This is a genomic window from Pedobacter sp. ASV28 (assembly GCF_016428855.1).
Lineage (GTDB): Bacteria > Bacteroidota > Bacteroidia > Sphingobacteriales > Sphingobacteriaceae > Pedobacter.
The window spans coordinates 1-15,784 of the sequence record NZ_JAELTN010000058.1; the positions used below are offsets into that span (position 1 = coordinate 1).

Sequence of the window (15,784 nt, forward strand, 5' to 3'; positions counted from 1 at the left end):
TGGGCTCGGAGATGTGTATAAGAGACAGACCTATTTCACCAAAAGCACCTAAGTTATTAACAATCAAATTATTAACAAAATACAGATCAATTGCTAATTTTCCAGTGCCATTGGCAACTTATTTTGATCTAGTGCATGGTATTTTTTTAAAATATCGATCGTTTTTTTGATCGGCAATGCTTTTACGGTTCTATCGTTTATACCCTTCATATCCTGTGCCATAAAGAGTGAATTCAACAAAGCTTCCTGTGTGGCTTCCCAAACGGCCATGAACAAGGGAGACATCTCGTCGTTGTTTAGGTCGTCAATTGTCCTGAACTTATCGTTAGTAACATAGGGCACCCTATTTTTTGGATAAGTTGAAAAAGCAATGGAATAATCGCCACTGCCATTAGAGGAAAAGGCGCCCACCGTACCGAATGCCAAATATGAACGTTTGGCCAGTCTTTCCAAATTCCTATCAGACAAAGGGGCGTCGGTAGCTATAATCATCATACAAGAACCATCGGCCTTATAGGGCTTGCTTTTATCCATCATATAGAAATTATTAAGCTCTCTACCCACCGGCGCCCCATTGATCTGCAATACACCGCCAAAATTAGATTGCACCAGCACCCCTACTGTATATCCTCCCTTAGATAAGGGCAATACTCGTGATGAGGTACCTATACCTCCTTTAAAGCCCAAGGCTTCTGTACCAGTTCCGGCACCTACATTTCCTTCGGCCACAGTACCCGATTCCGCATCTTTTAAGGCCCGCCATACATCTTCTGCTTTTACATGTCGACCTCGTATATCGTTTAGTCCCCCATCATTGGTTTCGCCCACCATGGCATTTACAGATCTTACCTTTTCATTTCCAGGTAGGGCCAACATATAATCGAGCAGCGCATTGGCCACAATTGGTGCATTAAGTGTATTCGTTAATAAAATAGGGGTTTCTAAATTGCCCAATTCCTTGATCTGCGACAGGCCCATCGATTTGCCAAAGCCATTGCCTACATAAACTGCTGCAGGCAGTTTTTCCTGAAACACATTTCCATCATGGGGAATAATGGCCGTCACACCCGTTCTTACCGAATCACCTTTAATCAAGGTGGCATGTCCCACCTTAACACCGGCCACATCCGTAATGGCATTGGCCTTTCCGGTCTTTAATATGCCAGTAAATATGCCAAAGTCTCTGGCCCTGCCTCTTTTTTCCTGGGCCTGGGTGCAAAGACCGGTTCCCAAGCATAAAAAAATTAGTATGCTATATTTAATATCCATCTGTTTAATTTATTTAAATATAAGCGCTATCTACTGCAATCAGTAAAAATAGACGGAAAAACAATGTAAAATTTTAATTTTATACGGAAGGAAAATAAACGGTTCCTTCCAGACCTTCCAATAATCTAAGGTTTGGCAGCCAGCTCCTTTTATTATAGCCAAAAAACCAGTTTGTATGTGGTCACTACGGAAAAGCTAAAATAACTTGAGCAGCAGGTAAAGAAAATTAAAACATTTGTAATAAAGGAATATGTATGATTTCCTGTTATTTTAAAAACCATTCCACGGCAAATAGTATTAGATTTGTATATGCTGCAAAAACCCATTAGAAATACCCAAGATTTTTTGCTCAGCAATTACTTTGCAGAGGGCCTACGTATTACCATTGGGGTACTCTGTCCTTCGCTGATCATGGCACATTTTGGCATGCTACAATATGGAATGACCTTATCTTTAGGGGCATTATGTGTAAGTATTGTTGATTCGGCCGGTCCCATACAACATCGTAGAAATGCCATGCTCATTACCACAGCACTGCTTTTTATCGTTTCCATTATTGTTGGCCTAACCAATAAAAGTGAGCTTTTCACAGGTATTTTATTAGTGGTTTTCAGCTTTATATTCTCTATGTTTTTTCTGTATGGAAATAGAGCGGCATCTATAGGCACCTCGGTCCTGCTCATTATGATTCTGAGTATAGATGATATACGACCCTGGCAGCAAGTTATTTTTTATAGTATTTTGGTGCTCGTGGGCAGTGCATGGTATACTTTGTTAAGCTACACCATCTATCGCATTAGGCCTTATCGTCTAGCCCAGCAAACCCTAAGTGATTCCATACACGAGATCAGTGAATTTTTAAGGGCAAAGGCAAAATTCTATGCAGAAAATACCGATTACGAAAAAAACTTTTCAGAACTGCTGCAACTACAGGTAGACGTACACCAAAAACAAGATGAAGTTCGGGAGGTGTTATTCAAAACCAGGGAAATTGTAAGAGAATCGACCCCACAAGGCCGTTTTCTGCTGATCGTATTTACAGACATGGTAGACCTATTTGAACAGGTCATGTCTACCTATTATAATTATAAGCAACTTCATGAGCAATTTGATTCCGTTGGCATCTTATCCCATTATCAGGAAGTCATCAACAAAATTGCCGATTCGCTGGATGATATTGCCTTTGCCTTGAAAAGTGGTGGTTTACCAACAGTTTCCGATAGCCTAGAGAATGATTTAGCAAAACTTAGGGAAGAAATTAACGGACTGGAACAGCATAAAAGCAAAAACTATAATACACTGGGCATTATTGCACTTAAAAATATTGAGGTCAACATTGAAAATATTGTAGGGAGGATCAGGACCATTAACAAGTACTTCAATAAAAAGGAAAAAAACAAACTAAAAAGTGGCGATGTTGATGTGGGCAAATTTGTAACCAGCCAAGAAATCAATACTAAAATATTATTGAACAACCTCACGTTCAGCTCCTCTACCTTCAGGCACTCGCTAAGGGTGGCTATTGTAATGCTTATTGGCTTTATTGTGGCCAAAAATTTAGAATCTGCCCATAGCTATTGGATTTTATTGACCATATTGGTCATCTCCAAACCGGGCTTCAGCTTAACAAAAGAAAGAAATTACCATCGTATTATAGGAACCATTTGCGGTGCTTTTCTTGGCATGATCGTATTGCATTACATTCACGATAAGAACACCTTATTTATGATACTGATTGTATTTATGATAGGTGGTTATAGTTTTCAACGCAAAAACTATGTGGTCAGCGTACTTTTCATGACCCCTTATATTCTTATTCTATTCGAATTTTTGGGCATGGGATCAATGTCCATTGCAAAAGAAAGAATCTACGATACCTTGATTGGTTCGGGTATTGCATTGCTGGCCAGTTATTCATTATTTCCCAACTGGGAACACGAAAAGCTAAAGGAAGCCATGCTCGATACCATAAAATCAAACAAACTCTATTTCGAGCAGGTCATCAAACTTTACTTCGAAGAAGGATTTGACCTGACCAACTATAAGCTGGCCAGAAAAAATGTTTACGTAAATGCCTCAAACCTATCTTCCCTTTTCCAGCGCATGTTTTCCGAACCAAAGAGCAAGCAGTTATATATGAAGGAGCTGCACCAGTTTACGGTATTGAATCATTTGCTTTCTTCTTATATAGCCAGCCTGTCTTTATACATTAAAGAGCATCATTTTGTCTGCGTGTACTTCCAGGAAATCAAGCCCATCTCTGACAATACCATTTATTTGCTGGACAATTCGGTTGAAAATCTCCAAAAAGCGAATACAGAACCAAGTAATGTTCCCCTGATCAGAAGAAAAAACAATCCAGAAGTTATTTTAACGGATACCGACCTGGTGATCGAAGAACAATTTGACCTGATACAAAAGGTATCGTACGATATTTTCAAACTCACTGAAAAAATAAAAATTTAGTAGTACTCTATTTAGGGCAGCATAACAAACCATAAGCTTTCTTATTTGTTCATAGTTTAAACAATAGGAAAAACGATGGAAAAATTATATACGGCTACGGTAACTGTAGTTGGGGGCCGCGACGGTCAGGCTAAATCTAGTGATGGAATATTTGAAACAGAACTGAGAAAACCTATGGAACTGGGTGGACAAGGCGGGGCACCAAATCCAGAGCAATTATTTGCTGCGGCATGGGGCGCCTGCTACTTAGGTGCTTTGAGCAGTGTAGCCGAACACGACGGGGTCGATGTGAGTAATGCAAACGTGAATGTCCACATCTCTTTCAATAAAGATGGTAATGCTTTTGCGTTGTCTGCCGACCTGGATGTTCACATTCCCCAAATAAGCATAGAAGAAGCGCAACAATTGGCCGTTAAGGCCCATCGGGCATGTCCTTATTCAAAAGCCACTAGGGGAAACATTGAAGTTAGGGTAACCGCAGTTTAGCCAACCCTAGAAACAGGACCTCCATAAAGCGTAACCTTTTTATTGTTCTCTTAGAAACCCAAACCTATAAAGACTTTACAGGAAGAGATGATGATAAAGCAAACTTTTTGGAGGCCCCTTTAGCCTTACAACAATAATTTGCTGGCCAAGCCCAAAAGAAGCAAAAAACCGAATACGTCGGTAAATGTAGTAATAATAATAGAGGAGGCAATGGCCGGATCAATACCTACTCTTTTTAAAAGTAATGGAATACCAGCTCCAGTAACCCCAGCAATAATCAAATTACCTGTCATTGCCAAAAAGATAACCAGTCCCAACAACAAATTGGCATCGAAAAAGAAAGCAAAAATGAGCACGATTAAACCAGTCACCGCCCCATTGATCAATCCTACCGTAAACTCTTTTAATACGGTTCTATAAGCTTGGTTATCGGTCAAGTCATATAAAGAAATTCTTCTTACGGTTACTGCCAAAGCTTGTGTTGCCGCATTTCCGCCCATGCCTGCAATAATGGTCATGTAAGCCGAAAGAATGGCCAATTGCTTAATGGTACCATCATAATAACGGATCACTGCCGAAGCTAGAAATGCGGTGCCCAAATTAATAATCAACCATGGCAAACGTGATTTCACCGCATCTACCCAGTTACCGCCAAGTTCCTCGTCTTCCGATACCCCAGATATTTTTAAGATATCTTCTGTATTTTCATCTTCCAGTACATCAATCACATCATCAAAAGTAACCCTACCTAATAATTTCAAGTGGTCATCAACTACGGGTATGCTTGTAAGGTTATATTGCGAAATGAGCTTCGCCACTTCTTCCTGATCCGTATCGGCCTTTACATACACGGCATCGGTGTTTACCATTTCGGTAATCTTGATGTTGCCCTTGGCCTTGATGATATCTTTAAGAGAAACAATCCCTTTAAAAACACCCTCATCATCGACCACAAAAACCGTATAGAATTCCTCTATTTCCTCACTCTGCCTCACAATTTCATCAATAGCATCCTTCTTGGTCAGATTAAGGTTTACCTTAATCATCTGGGTATTCATAATCCCACCCGCAGTTTCTTCGTGGTAGCTCAACAGGTTTCTAATGCTTGAAGCATCATCTTCACTCAGGTCTCCCAGAATTTCCTTTTGCTCATGCTCTTCCAGTTGTGAAATAATATCTGTAGCATCGTCATAGTCGAGCTCTTCCACAATCTCAGTCCGTTTTTCTGGATGTAATTGGATCAAAAGCTCTTCTGGATGGGCTTCCTCGCTCATTTCAGAGATGACTTCCGAAGCAATCTCTACCGTTAAAAGATTGATGATGCGCTGTTGGTCTTCCTTGCCAATACTTTCGAATAAAATGGCAATTTCAGAGGCATGGTATTCAGACAAAGTGGCCTTAAGCAGTTGATCGTCACCGCTTATAGCCCGTTTCAACTTAGAAACATCTGTTTTGTCTAGTTCGAATGATTGCATGCGTTGCTAAGATAAAAATAATATCATGCTCTCTTTGTTAAAAAAGGAAAAGACTTATAAAATTACGGCTTTTAAAAGCCATGACAATTCCTCACTATAAAGGAACTTAGTGTATTAAAGCCATCTTAGTTTTGCAAAAACTAAAGCCAATCGATACCTTTTTTCAGCAGATTTGAAGTTTCTTCTTCTGGCGAATTGGGCAAGGCCTGTGCATTATAATGCCACTTTGCCGTAGGTGGCAAACTCATTAAGATACTTTCTATACGTCCGTTGGTTTCCAGGCCAAACTTGGTACCCGAGTCATAAACCAGGTTAAACTCTGCATACCTGCTCCGACGTAAATATTGCCATTCTTTATGGCTTTCCGTATAATCCGTATGTCGATTACGGTCAATTAACTCTGTATATACCGGCAAAAAAGTGTTCCCAACGGCCAAAGAAAAATCAAGGATTTCTTCATAGCTCAACCCTGTATTTTCAGGTTTTAACCTATCGTAAAAAATGCCACCTATTCCCCTGGTTTCATTTCTGTGCCTGATGAAAAAATAATCATCGGCAAGGGCCTTGAACTTAGGATAAAATTCTGCCTTAAATTGATCACAGGCCTGTTTAAGATAATAGTGAAAAAATCTTGCATCGGTAGGTATCACATAGTGGGGCGTTAGATCAATACCACCACCAAACCAACGTGTCTGTTCATCCATTTCAAAATACCTGATGTTCATGTGAATAATAGGTACAAATGGATTTTCGGGATGCATGACTATAGAAACCCCTGTAGCAAAGAACTCATCATTTTCTACCTTAAATGATCTTTTGACCGATTCGGGCAATTTACCATATACCGCAGAAAAGTTAACGCCCCCCTTTTCAATCACATTTCCGTGCTGCATGACCCTGGTACGGCCGCCCCCTCCACCTTCACGCTCCCAAAGTTCTTCTTCAAATTGGGCTTTCCCATCAACTTCGACCAAACCTTTACAAATATGATCCTGTATTTGTTTATACGCGTCTGCAACTCTATCCTTAAACATGATTTTATCCTTTAGGTACCCAAATTTAAGCTTAATGCCACATTTAAGTGAAAAATGATGTTAGATAGTACATTAGGTTGACATTATAGAATTGGAAAGGCTAAACAATGGCATAACCATAAGCAAATGGTTCAGGGGCCTAAGGAAAAGATACCTAAAAAAGCAAAACCGCCATTCCCTAGTCTTATCTACCCTTAGGCAGGCAAGTTGGAAATGACGATTGAACTGGGAATTTTTGGTTCCTTTGTTTACAACAGAATACGGGTTGATTATTTTTCTATATAATCCAGGTCTTTACTAAAAGTTTCCTTTAACTGGCTCAAGGCAATTAAAGCAATGGCAATACACGCAAATCCTACCACCATAGCGCCCTGTATGATTCCAAATTGTCCCTTAAAGAAATGGAAAGAAGTAGTAATGACCACCAATGAACCACGTACAAAGTTAGGTACCGTAGTGGTAACGGTAGCCCTAAGGTTAGTACCAAATTGCTCTGCAGCAATGGTCACAAAAGTGGCCCAATATCCAGAAGCAAAGCCAAGCAATAAGCTTAAGAATATAAAATTATCTGGGGTCAGTCCGTAGGCATACAGATAGATCAATACCGCTATTGCCGTAAGTATCAAGAAAATGAGCATCACCTTTTTTCGTGATTTCAATAATTGGCACAGGAAGCCTGCCACCACGTCGCCTACAGAAATACCAATGTAACAATACATAATGCCTTTACCAGCATCAAGTACACCTTTGGCATTTAGGGCCTTCCCAAATTCGGGCGAGAAAGTGATCAGTACCCCTACAACATACCATAGCGGCAAACCTATTAAAATACAGCAGAGGTACTTTTTAAACCTCGACCATTTGTTAAACAGCATCAAGAAATTGCCCCTTTGTACATTTTTTTCGGTGGTTTCCTTGAACATGCCCGACTCTACAAGTCCAATCCGTAAAGAAAGCAGCAAGAGTCCCATGCCACCTCCAATAAAATAACTGGTTTGCCATGTATAATGATCGCTGATCAGGGCGGCAGCTACAGCACCTAATAGTCCCACACCGGCTACGATCATGGTACCATAGCCCCTGTTCTTCTTGCTCATGGTCTCGGCCACCAAGGTAATACCAGCGCCTAGCTCACCTGCCAAACCAATACCGGCAATAAAACGGATCATGGTATAGGCCGTTACAGAGGTGGCAAATCCATTGGCTATATTGGCTAACGAGTAGGTAATGATAGAACCAAACAACACACTTAGCCTGCCGCGTTTATCGCCCAAAATCCCCCAGATAATCCCGCCCAACAACATACCAAACATCTGGCTATTGATAATGGTAGTGCCCACACTAAGCATGTCTTCGTCGGCAACCCCAAGGTCTTTTAGGCTTTTAACCCTTACTACAGAAAATAATATTAAATCGTAGATGTCTACAAAGTAGCCTAAAGAAGCTACCAGAATAATTAAAGCAATGTTTTTGCTTTTTGTCTTTTGGTCCATTATAGTTTAGTTTGATGAGCTGAAACTACAAAAAAAATCAAAACAAAAAGCAATTTTTAATTTTTTTTAAAAAGTATTGAAAAAATATTTAAAAACTCATTGCTCCTCATTGTTTTTATACAATACTAAAAACTCAACTTCCCTTTCTGTTTTTTCTAAACTCAAGCCCATATCACTCAATATCTTATTTAATGAGGATGGGTTTTCAGGTTGAAAAGAAAACTTAATATCTAATTTGTCGGTATTGTGTGTTTCATCAATGATAATAGATCTATAGGTTCCAAAGTTCTCTAAAAAGTCTGCAAAATCTAACATGGTAATACTTTCCTGGTCAATTTCGCCATGTCTGGATAAATAAGTTCTACGACCTGATTTATTTCTTGGAATGCTATTGAATTTATGGAGATCCGTAATTTTTAACACATACACTTCTTTTAACCTTTTTTCTGTTTTTGCCTGCAAAGCAAACCTTTTTAACAATTCATTTTTGAGTGTCGGTATTAAATCTCTACCGTCCTTAACCAGAAGGTCCAAACAATATATTTCCTCATTTTTTTCTCCGGTTTTGTTAATCGTTCTTCCATATGAAAAATCACCAAAAGCCTTTCTATACATTACATCAACACCAACATTTATAAATGTTAATCTTCGTTCTTTAAAAGCTGGTTTATCTGCAAAAGTGACCATCATTCCAGGCCCACCTTTTATTTCTGGCTGAATTAAAAACCTAGTTTGCAAGGTGTCTTCTGCGAAGAAATAATCTTTTATAAAATCAGTTGTCAGATTATCTTTCTTTTCGGGAAGATGCACTGTTTTGCCATTTAGCAAACTATCTATTACCGTTTCGGTTATATTCTCAGGCAATGTTGCTGCAATTAAGCTTCCTGTAGCAGAAATCAACAAACTATGCGGAATCAATCGATGGGGAAACATTTTCGATATTGAATTAGCCGTATCTACCGCAAACCAAAGGTTAGAAGGCTTAGCCTTCAAAAATTGTTCAGTTCTTTCAATTCCCTCATCTGTGAGGGTAATTACCTGCAGTTTATCTTTGTATTTAGCTTGTAGTTGCTGCAAATGCGGCATTGCCGAAAGACATGGGCCACACCAGGTTGCCCAAAATTCTATCCATACAATTTTACCTTTAAGCTGGCTCAATTTAATACTTTTTAACCGCGAGTTTAAAACCGATTTAAATTCAATCTCTGGCACTTGTTCCCCATTTTTCAACTGAGCAAAGGCACTATTCCAAGTTAACAAAGCCATTAACATTATTTTCTTCATTGCTAATTATTTTGAACAAAAATGAAGCAAAGTTCCATTTACAAAAGTTAACTGCAGTTAACGCATAGTTAATTAGTGTTAACTCAGATAACATTTTCATTGATGACCCTTATGTTTGTACCATGCAGAAAAAAATAGTTTATACATTAATTTTGATGAGCTGCTGTGTTTTAGGTATTATCGGCCTGCAGCTCTATTGGAACTACCAGAATTATAAAACTACAGTGCACAACTTTAAAAGAGATGCCAATACTGCTTTAGCACTTGCGGTAGATCAAGAAGCAGCATTAAGACAACAACAGTTTGTTTTAAAAGTAAAACAATGGCTTACCGACACTTCCTTTATTCGTATAGAATGTAATACCAATAATAGGGATAGCGCTACGGTTTTTACCATACAGGATGTGCATCCACGTTTCTTGGAAGATACGGCCAGAAAAACAAAATTTTTCCAAATGGGTATGACTACATTTAAACAAAAACTCAAAAAAATAACGCCAGCAGCTAAAATCCTCTTCATTAATCATTTTGCCAATAGAGTATTTAAAAGAGACATAGAAAGTGGAAATATCTATTATTATACACAGGGATTGGGCGATAGCATTAGCAAAGTATTTGATCATAGTAAACTGAACATAAAAACCCTATCTGCATTATATAAAAAGGAGCTTCAGAAAAAGGAAATCTCTTCTGACTTTACGTTAAACCCAAAATATGTAATGACTAACGGTCATTTTCTAACTGATAAAGTGAATACAGCTTTAAGAAAACCATATGAAATACAGCCGGTTTGGGCAAGTTTAGAAAATCCGAACCACTATTATTTAAAGGAAATGAAATGGTTAATTATCAGCTCCTTACTGTTGGTTGGAATTACCTTATCCTGTTTTTACTATACCATTATCACTTTATTTAACCAGCATAAACTGGTGGCACTTAAAGATCAGTTCATCAGCAACATGACCCACGAAATAAATACTCCGTTAGCATCCATACAAATTACAACTGAAGCACTGCAAAAATTCCCTGCTGATGAAGCAATCCGTGAGAATTATTTAAACATCATTTTATATCAGACCAAAAAGTTAATAGAATTAACCAAAGAGATATTAACCAGTGCAAAATTAGAAACCTTGGGATTTACCAAAGATGACAATATTGAGTTGAATGCGTTGCTGTTAACGCTGATAAATGATTTAAAATTAACGGATCATATCCATTTGAAGTACGTACCAAATACGACAGTTCAGCTAATTAAAGGTAATCAAATACACCTATACCGTGCTATTGCTAATGTTTTAGAAAATGCGATGAAATATAATAACTCATTAGTACCCCGCATCGACATCCATATTAGCCGAAATCAAAAAGAAATTGAAATTCGCATAGCCGACAACGGCCCTGGTATAGCCGATGAATTTAAGCAAAGGATCTTTGATCCATTTTATCGCATTTCAAAAGGTAATGTTCATGATATCAAAGGATATGGTTTGGGCCTAAGTTATGTTAAAAAGGTGGTTGAGCAGCATCGGGGTACTATCACTGTACTAGACAACCAACCAATTGGAAGCATTTTTATGATTAAATTACCCATATAATGGACAAGCACATACTTTTAGTAGAGGACGAACCTTTTTTGGCCAGGGTTATTGAAGATAGCCTCAAGCAAAAAGGTTATAGGGTAACCTATGCTGCCGATGGTAAAAAAGGTTATAACCTTTTTTTAAATAGCGCTTATGAGCTGCTAATATTAGATGTAATGTTGCCTTTTACGGATGGATTTACTTTAGCAAAACAAATTAGAAAAGTTAATGAAGATGTTCCTATCCTTTTTTTAACCGCAAAAAAAGAGATCACAGATCTAATTGAAGGTTATAAAAGTGGCGGAAACGATTATCTTAAAAAGCCATTTAGTTTGGACGAACTGTTTCTTCGGGTGGAGGAGCTATTAAAAAGAACCCGAAAACAGGAAGATTCAAGCTTTACTGATATTAACATCGGTAATTATCATTTTAACCATCGCAAACAGGAACTCACCTTAGGTAAAGAGATCATTAAACTATCTAATAGAGAAAATGAGCTGTTATGGTTATTATATCGAAATAAAAATCAATTGACAGACAGAAAAATGGCCTTGTTATCTCTTTGGGGCGACGACAGTTTTTTCAATACCAGAACAATGGATGTCTTCATTACACGCTTGCGTAAGCATCTTAAAAATGATGAAAATATTCAGATTTTAAATATTCGTGGAATGGGCTATAAATTGATCTGTTAATCATGGTGGATCTTTAATTTACCCAGCAGCTCTGGCGATATATTTTCGGCATAGGCACCGTAGGCGTCAATAAGCACACCTTTTAAATTGCCTACAGGCGATGAAATGGCATAGACCACGGCGCTATCAGCAGGGTCGTTCATTCCCTCAAAACGATAAAATTCTTCTATTTCAAATTCTTCGGGCATCAATTTCAGATCCAATGCCTTGCATTCGATGAACTCTTCACCCAAATTGAAATCATATTCATATCCTCTTTGGCCAAGATCTTCAACAGCTTCAGTAAGTGTTTCGTATATATACATATACCAATTTACTAATTATTAATTACTTAAACCAACCTTTTCGCCAAAAGTAAATCACCTGAATAATGGCTACGGCCACCATCACCAAAAGCGTATACTCATAACCATGTGCCTGATATAATTCAGGCATATTCCTTGGCATGATTTTACCTGTTACAGGATCTTCCCTAGAGAAATTCATCCCGTAAATGCCTGCTATAAAGGTTAATGGAATAAATATCGATGACATAATGGTGAGCACCTTCATAATCTCATTCATGCGGTTGCTGATAATAGAGAGATACATATCAATGTTACTTGCAGCTATCTCCTTCATGCTCTCTACCATATCCATCAATTGAATGCAATGATCATAGGCATCTTTGATGAACATTTTGGTCTGATCGGAAATCAGTTCACTTTCAGTACGTAGAATATCATTCATCTTATCCCTTTCTGGCCATATTACCCTTCTAACCGCAATAAGATTACGTTTAATCATCTGTGTTTCATACATCACAGACTTGTTGGGCTTTAGCAATAGTCGATCTTCTATTTCATCTAAATCCTCGTTCCATTTGCTCAATGTAGAAAAATACGAATCTACGATCATATCCATAAGCGCATACATCAGATAGCCCGTTCCGGCCATCCTGATATTCCCCTTCCCTCCTTTTAACCTGCTCCTTACCGCGTCCAAACAATCTTCATAACTTTCCTGAAAAGTATAAAGCACGTTCTTGGTCTGGATAAAAGATATCTGTTCATTTTCTAGATTTCCATCTCCATCCAGCTTCAGCATCCTGCTAATGGCAAAATTATAATTTCCATACTCCTCAAATTTTGGGCGATGATAAGTCCTGGTAATGTCTTCCAGTACCAACTTATGAATGTGAAGATCATTGCTCAATACCTCGAACAACGACTCCGAATTCAAGCCCTTAATTTCCACCCAGTAAAAAAAATCTTCTTTATTGGTCTTGGAGATAACACTTTTAAAATACTCAACCGTTGTTTCTTCATAATGATCGGCATTAAAACTGTGCAGCTTAATATGCGGTTTCAACGAATTTTCGTCTATAAAAACAAAGCCTGGGCTCGTACCTGGGGCCGGCAAGGCATAGCGTTTCTTTTTATGCTTGTTACGTTGGGTTTTAGACATCTCTAAAAATACATTTTTGCCTGTGGACCTTGATTGAACAACAGATCTATTATACTTAAATTGGGAATAAATTCATTCCTATCGCTAAACACCTGGAAATAAGGCTTTGTTTGAACAGTTGGAACGTATGCTTTCGAAAGCAAAGTCCTATAGTCATTGCTTTCCACTTTACTTTCATAGCTAGTGGTAAACTGTAGCTCCTGAGGGAGCTTCAACTGTTTGAGCAGCCAGGAAAAAAGTTCGAGATTATAATCGTACAGAAAATCATATTTCTTTTCATAAAAGGGAACCAGCTCATCTTCATAATACTCAAAATATGCAGAGCTACGGTAACAGTTCTGCAGGCTTAACCAATGCAAACGCTGCCACTTGGCATCGTAGCTAATCTTCACATCCTTTACCGGAGTATGTAACTTGGCACCCCTTATCACCGGAATGGTAATGGCCAGATTACCATTTGGCGAAGCTATATTGGCCCTATTTCTATAGGTCTGTTTGGGAAAGTGTTCTTCTTTTTCAAGAACGAACTGAAAATTATTTTCTTTTAATAATGTAAAATAACTTACTGGCGGAAGATAAAAAAGTGGAAATATGGATGTATTTTGCATCTGATAACTTAATTTTACAATTTAGTTGCCAAATTAATGATTAAAAAAGGCTTTTCGTATATAGGCATATTTTTTTTGCACCTGCTGTCCCTTCTCCCCCTTCCCTTGCTGCAAATTTTATCTAGCGCCTGTTACTACCCTGTTTACTATATTATCCAATACCGGAAAAAGATAGTGAGGAAAAATCTTACGAGGTCTTTTCCAACAAAGGACATGACCGAAATCATCAAGATTGAAAAACGTTATTACAGGTACTTTATCGATTTGATATTGGAAATTGTAAAAATGAGCTCCATCAGTAAAAAAGAAGTTTTAAAAAGGGTTAAAATGAACAATTTTAACCAGGTAGAAGAATATTTTAGACAGGGACAGAGCGCCTTGGCCTGTTCCGGACATTATGGCAACTGGGAAATGGCCATGTTGGCCGCAGGCCTATATTTTTCGGCCAAGGAATATGTGATCTATAAGCCCATAAACAACAGTATTTTCGAAGGTTGGTTCAATAGGCTAAGGACCAGGTATGGCAACATACTTTTGCCCATGCGACAAACCTTAAGGCAAATTGTGGCCACCAAAGACCAAATTACCCTATTTTGTCTGGCTAGTGACCAAAGTCCTGTTCGCGAGGAAGTACAATATACCTTAGAATTCCTACATCAACCCACCGCCGTGTTAATGGGGCTTGAAAAACTGGCCAAGCAGACCAATAGACCTGTATTTTATTTCGACATCAAGCGGGTAAAAAGAGGGTATTATGAAATTGATTGTGTACCTATGTGTACAAATCCAGCTACGGCCCAGCTTTACGAAATTACACAGTTGTTCTATGAAAAACTTAGCCAATCTATACAAAGAGATCCAGAATACTGGTTATGGAGCCATAACCGCTGGAAACTGAACAATTAATATGAACCCAAGCGTAGCAGTAGTTATCCTGAACTGGAATGGAAAGACATTCTTAGAACGTTTTTTACCTAGCGTAATAAAAAGCAATTATGCGAATTTACAAATCATAGTAGCCGATAATGCTTCTACAGACGATTCCGTTTCTTTTTTGAAAGCAAATTATCCTTCTATCGGGCTTATTGTGAATGAGCATAACCATGGCTTTGCAGAAGGTTATAATCAAGCCCTTTCCAACGTTGAGGCTGAATATTATGTATTGCTCAATTCTGATGTAGAAGTACCAGAGAATTGGATCGCCCCTGTGATTGCCCATATGCAACGCGATGAGCGCATTGCCGCCGCCCAGCCCAAGATCAAATGGCAGGCCAACAAGGCACAATTTGAATATGCAGGTGCTGCCGGTGGCTACCTCGATTGTTATGGTTTTCCTTTTTGTAGAGGGCGAATTTTCGATGAGGTTGAAGCCGATGAAAATCAATACCCTACCGAATCAGAGATATTCTGGGCCAGCGGCGCTGCTTTTTTCATTAAAAGCAAGGCTTGGAAGCAAGTGGGGGGTCTTGATGCCGATCTATTTGCACACATGGAAGAAATTGACTTGTGTTGGCGCTTAAAAAACCTGGGCTATAAGGTGGTATATAGTCCAATGGCCGAAGTTTACCATGTAGGTGGCGGAACATTAAATGCCAACAATCCATTTAAAACCTACCTCAACTTTAGGAACAACCTCATCATTATGCAGAAAAACCTCAACTTTAGTGAGGCTTGTTATAAAGTATTCATACGCATGTGGTTAGACCTGGCCGCCTGGTTGCAATTTTTGTTAACGGGGCGGTTCAAATTTGCCTGGGCCATCAACAAGGCGCATGCCCAATTTTTAAGGCAATTTTTTATCACCGCCAAAAAAAGAGGTTCCGTACAGCTACCCTTACAGCTGCATGCAGGTGCCTACCCATCAAGTATTGTTTGGGCCTATTTTGTTAAAAAGACCAAAAAGTTTAGCCAGCTAAACTGGTAAATAAAGCTTTATAATTGTTCT

At 38.6% G+C, this 15,784-nt stretch carries 14 protein-coding genes; 6 read left to right on the forward strand and 8 right to left on the reverse strand.

The window, feature by feature from the left end; translation table 11 throughout:
* Window positions 1-93 precede the first annotated feature (93 nt).
* Window positions 94-1,269, reverse strand: coding sequence for a P1 family peptidase (locus JHD79_RS17845; RefSeq protein ID WP_199120664.1), 1,176 nt, complete (start codon window positions 1,267-1,269; stop codon window positions 94-96).
* A 309-nt stretch (window positions 1,270-1,578) separates the two neighbouring features.
* Here JHD79_RS17845 and JHD79_RS17850 point away from each other — a divergent pair, with 309 nt between their 5' ends.
* Together JHD79_RS17850 and JHD79_RS17855 are read left to right on the forward strand one after the other, a co-directional pair.
* A complete protein-coding gene (locus JHD79_RS17850) occupies window positions 1,579-3,735 on the forward strand; it encodes an FUSC family membrane protein (protein WP_199120665.1) in 2,157 nt (718 codons plus the stop codon).
* Window positions 3,736-3,810: 75 nt separating this feature from the next.
* A complete protein-coding gene (locus tag JHD79_RS17855) occupies window positions 3,811-4,221 on the forward strand; it encodes an organic hydroperoxide resistance protein (RefSeq protein WP_199120666.1) in 411 nt (136 codons plus the stop codon).
* Window positions 4,222-4,346: 125 nt separating this feature from the next.
* Here the strand turns inward: JHD79_RS17855 and mgtE are convergent, their stop codons facing one another.
* From mgtE to JHD79_RS17875, 4 genes are all read right to left on the reverse strand, one after another.
* A complete protein-coding gene (mgtE, locus tag JHD79_RS17860) occupies window positions 4,347-5,696 on the reverse strand; it encodes a magnesium transporter (protein ID WP_199120667.1) in 1,350 nt (449 codons plus the stop codon).
* Window positions 5,697-5,836: 140 nt separating this feature from the next.
* Complete coding sequence (hemF, locus tag JHD79_RS17865) at window positions 5,837-6,733, reverse strand: oxygen-dependent coproporphyrinogen oxidase (protein ID WP_199120690.1); 897 nt, start codon at window positions 6,731-6,733, stop codon at window positions 5,837-5,839.
* A gap of 266 nt (window positions 6,734-6,999) precedes the next feature.
* Window positions 7,000-8,223: an MFS transporter gene (locus JHD79_RS17870; protein WP_199120668.1), complete on the reverse strand. Its 1,224-nt coding sequence runs from the start codon at window positions 8,221-8,223 to the stop codon at window positions 7,000-7,002.
* A 96-nt stretch (window positions 8,224-8,319) separates the two neighbouring features.
* Window positions 8,320-9,507, reverse strand: a complete 1,188-nt coding sequence (locus tag JHD79_RS17875; RefSeq protein WP_199120669.1) for a redoxin family protein — start codon at window positions 9,505-9,507, stop codon at window positions 8,320-8,322.
* Between the two features lie 122 nt (window positions 9,508-9,629).
* On the opposite strand from JHD79_RS17875, the gene JHD79_RS17880 reads away from it, so the two are divergent.
* Both JHD79_RS17880 and JHD79_RS17885 read left to right on the forward strand, forming a co-directional pair.
* Window positions 9,630-11,105: a sensor histidine kinase KdpD gene (locus JHD79_RS17880; protein WP_199120670.1), complete on the forward strand. Its 1,476-nt coding sequence runs from the start codon at window positions 9,630-9,632 to the stop codon at window positions 11,103-11,105.
* Window positions 11,105-11,785 (forward strand): response regulator transcription factor, encoded by a 681-nt coding sequence (locus JHD79_RS17885; RefSeq protein WP_199120671.1) that lies wholly within the window; start codon window positions 11,105-11,107, stop codon window positions 11,783-11,785. The genes JHD79_RS17880 and JHD79_RS17885 overlap by 1 nt, the downstream gene beginning before the upstream one ends.
* Here the strand turns inward: JHD79_RS17885 and JHD79_RS17890 are convergent.
* From JHD79_RS17890 to JHD79_RS17900, 3 genes are read right to left on the reverse strand one after another with little or no spacing between them, the layout of a single operon-like run.
* Window positions 11,782-12,090 (reverse strand): phosphoribosylpyrophosphate synthetase, encoded by a 309-nt coding sequence (locus JHD79_RS17890; RefSeq protein WP_199120672.1) that lies wholly within the window; start codon window positions 12,088-12,090, stop codon window positions 11,782-11,784. The two genes, JHD79_RS17885 and JHD79_RS17890, sit on opposite strands and share 4 nt — an antisense overlap.
* Window positions 12,091-12,112: 22 nt before the next feature.
* A complete protein-coding gene (corA, locus tag JHD79_RS17895) occupies window positions 12,113-13,231 on the reverse strand; it encodes a magnesium/cobalt transporter CorA (protein WP_199120673.1) in 1,119 nt (372 codons plus the stop codon).
* Between the two features lie 2 nt (window positions 13,232-13,233).
* A complete protein-coding gene (locus JHD79_RS17900; protein WP_199120674.1) occupies window positions 13,234-13,839 on the reverse strand; it encodes a WbqC family protein in 606 nt (201 codons plus the stop codon).
* Window positions 13,840-13,875: 36 nt separating this feature from the next.
* On the opposite strand from JHD79_RS17900, the gene JHD79_RS17905 reads away from it, so the two are divergent.
* Entirely contained in the window at window positions 13,876-14,745 is an 870-nt protein-coding gene (locus tag JHD79_RS17905) for a lysophospholipid acyltransferase family protein (protein WP_199120675.1), read from the forward strand.
* 1 nt (window position 14,746) lies between these two features.
* Window positions 14,747-15,763: a glycosyltransferase family 2 protein gene (locus tag JHD79_RS17910; RefSeq protein ID WP_199120676.1), complete on the forward strand. Its 1,017-nt coding sequence runs from the start codon at window positions 14,747-14,749 to the stop codon at window positions 15,761-15,763.
* Window positions 15,764-15,784 lie beyond the last annotated feature (21 nt).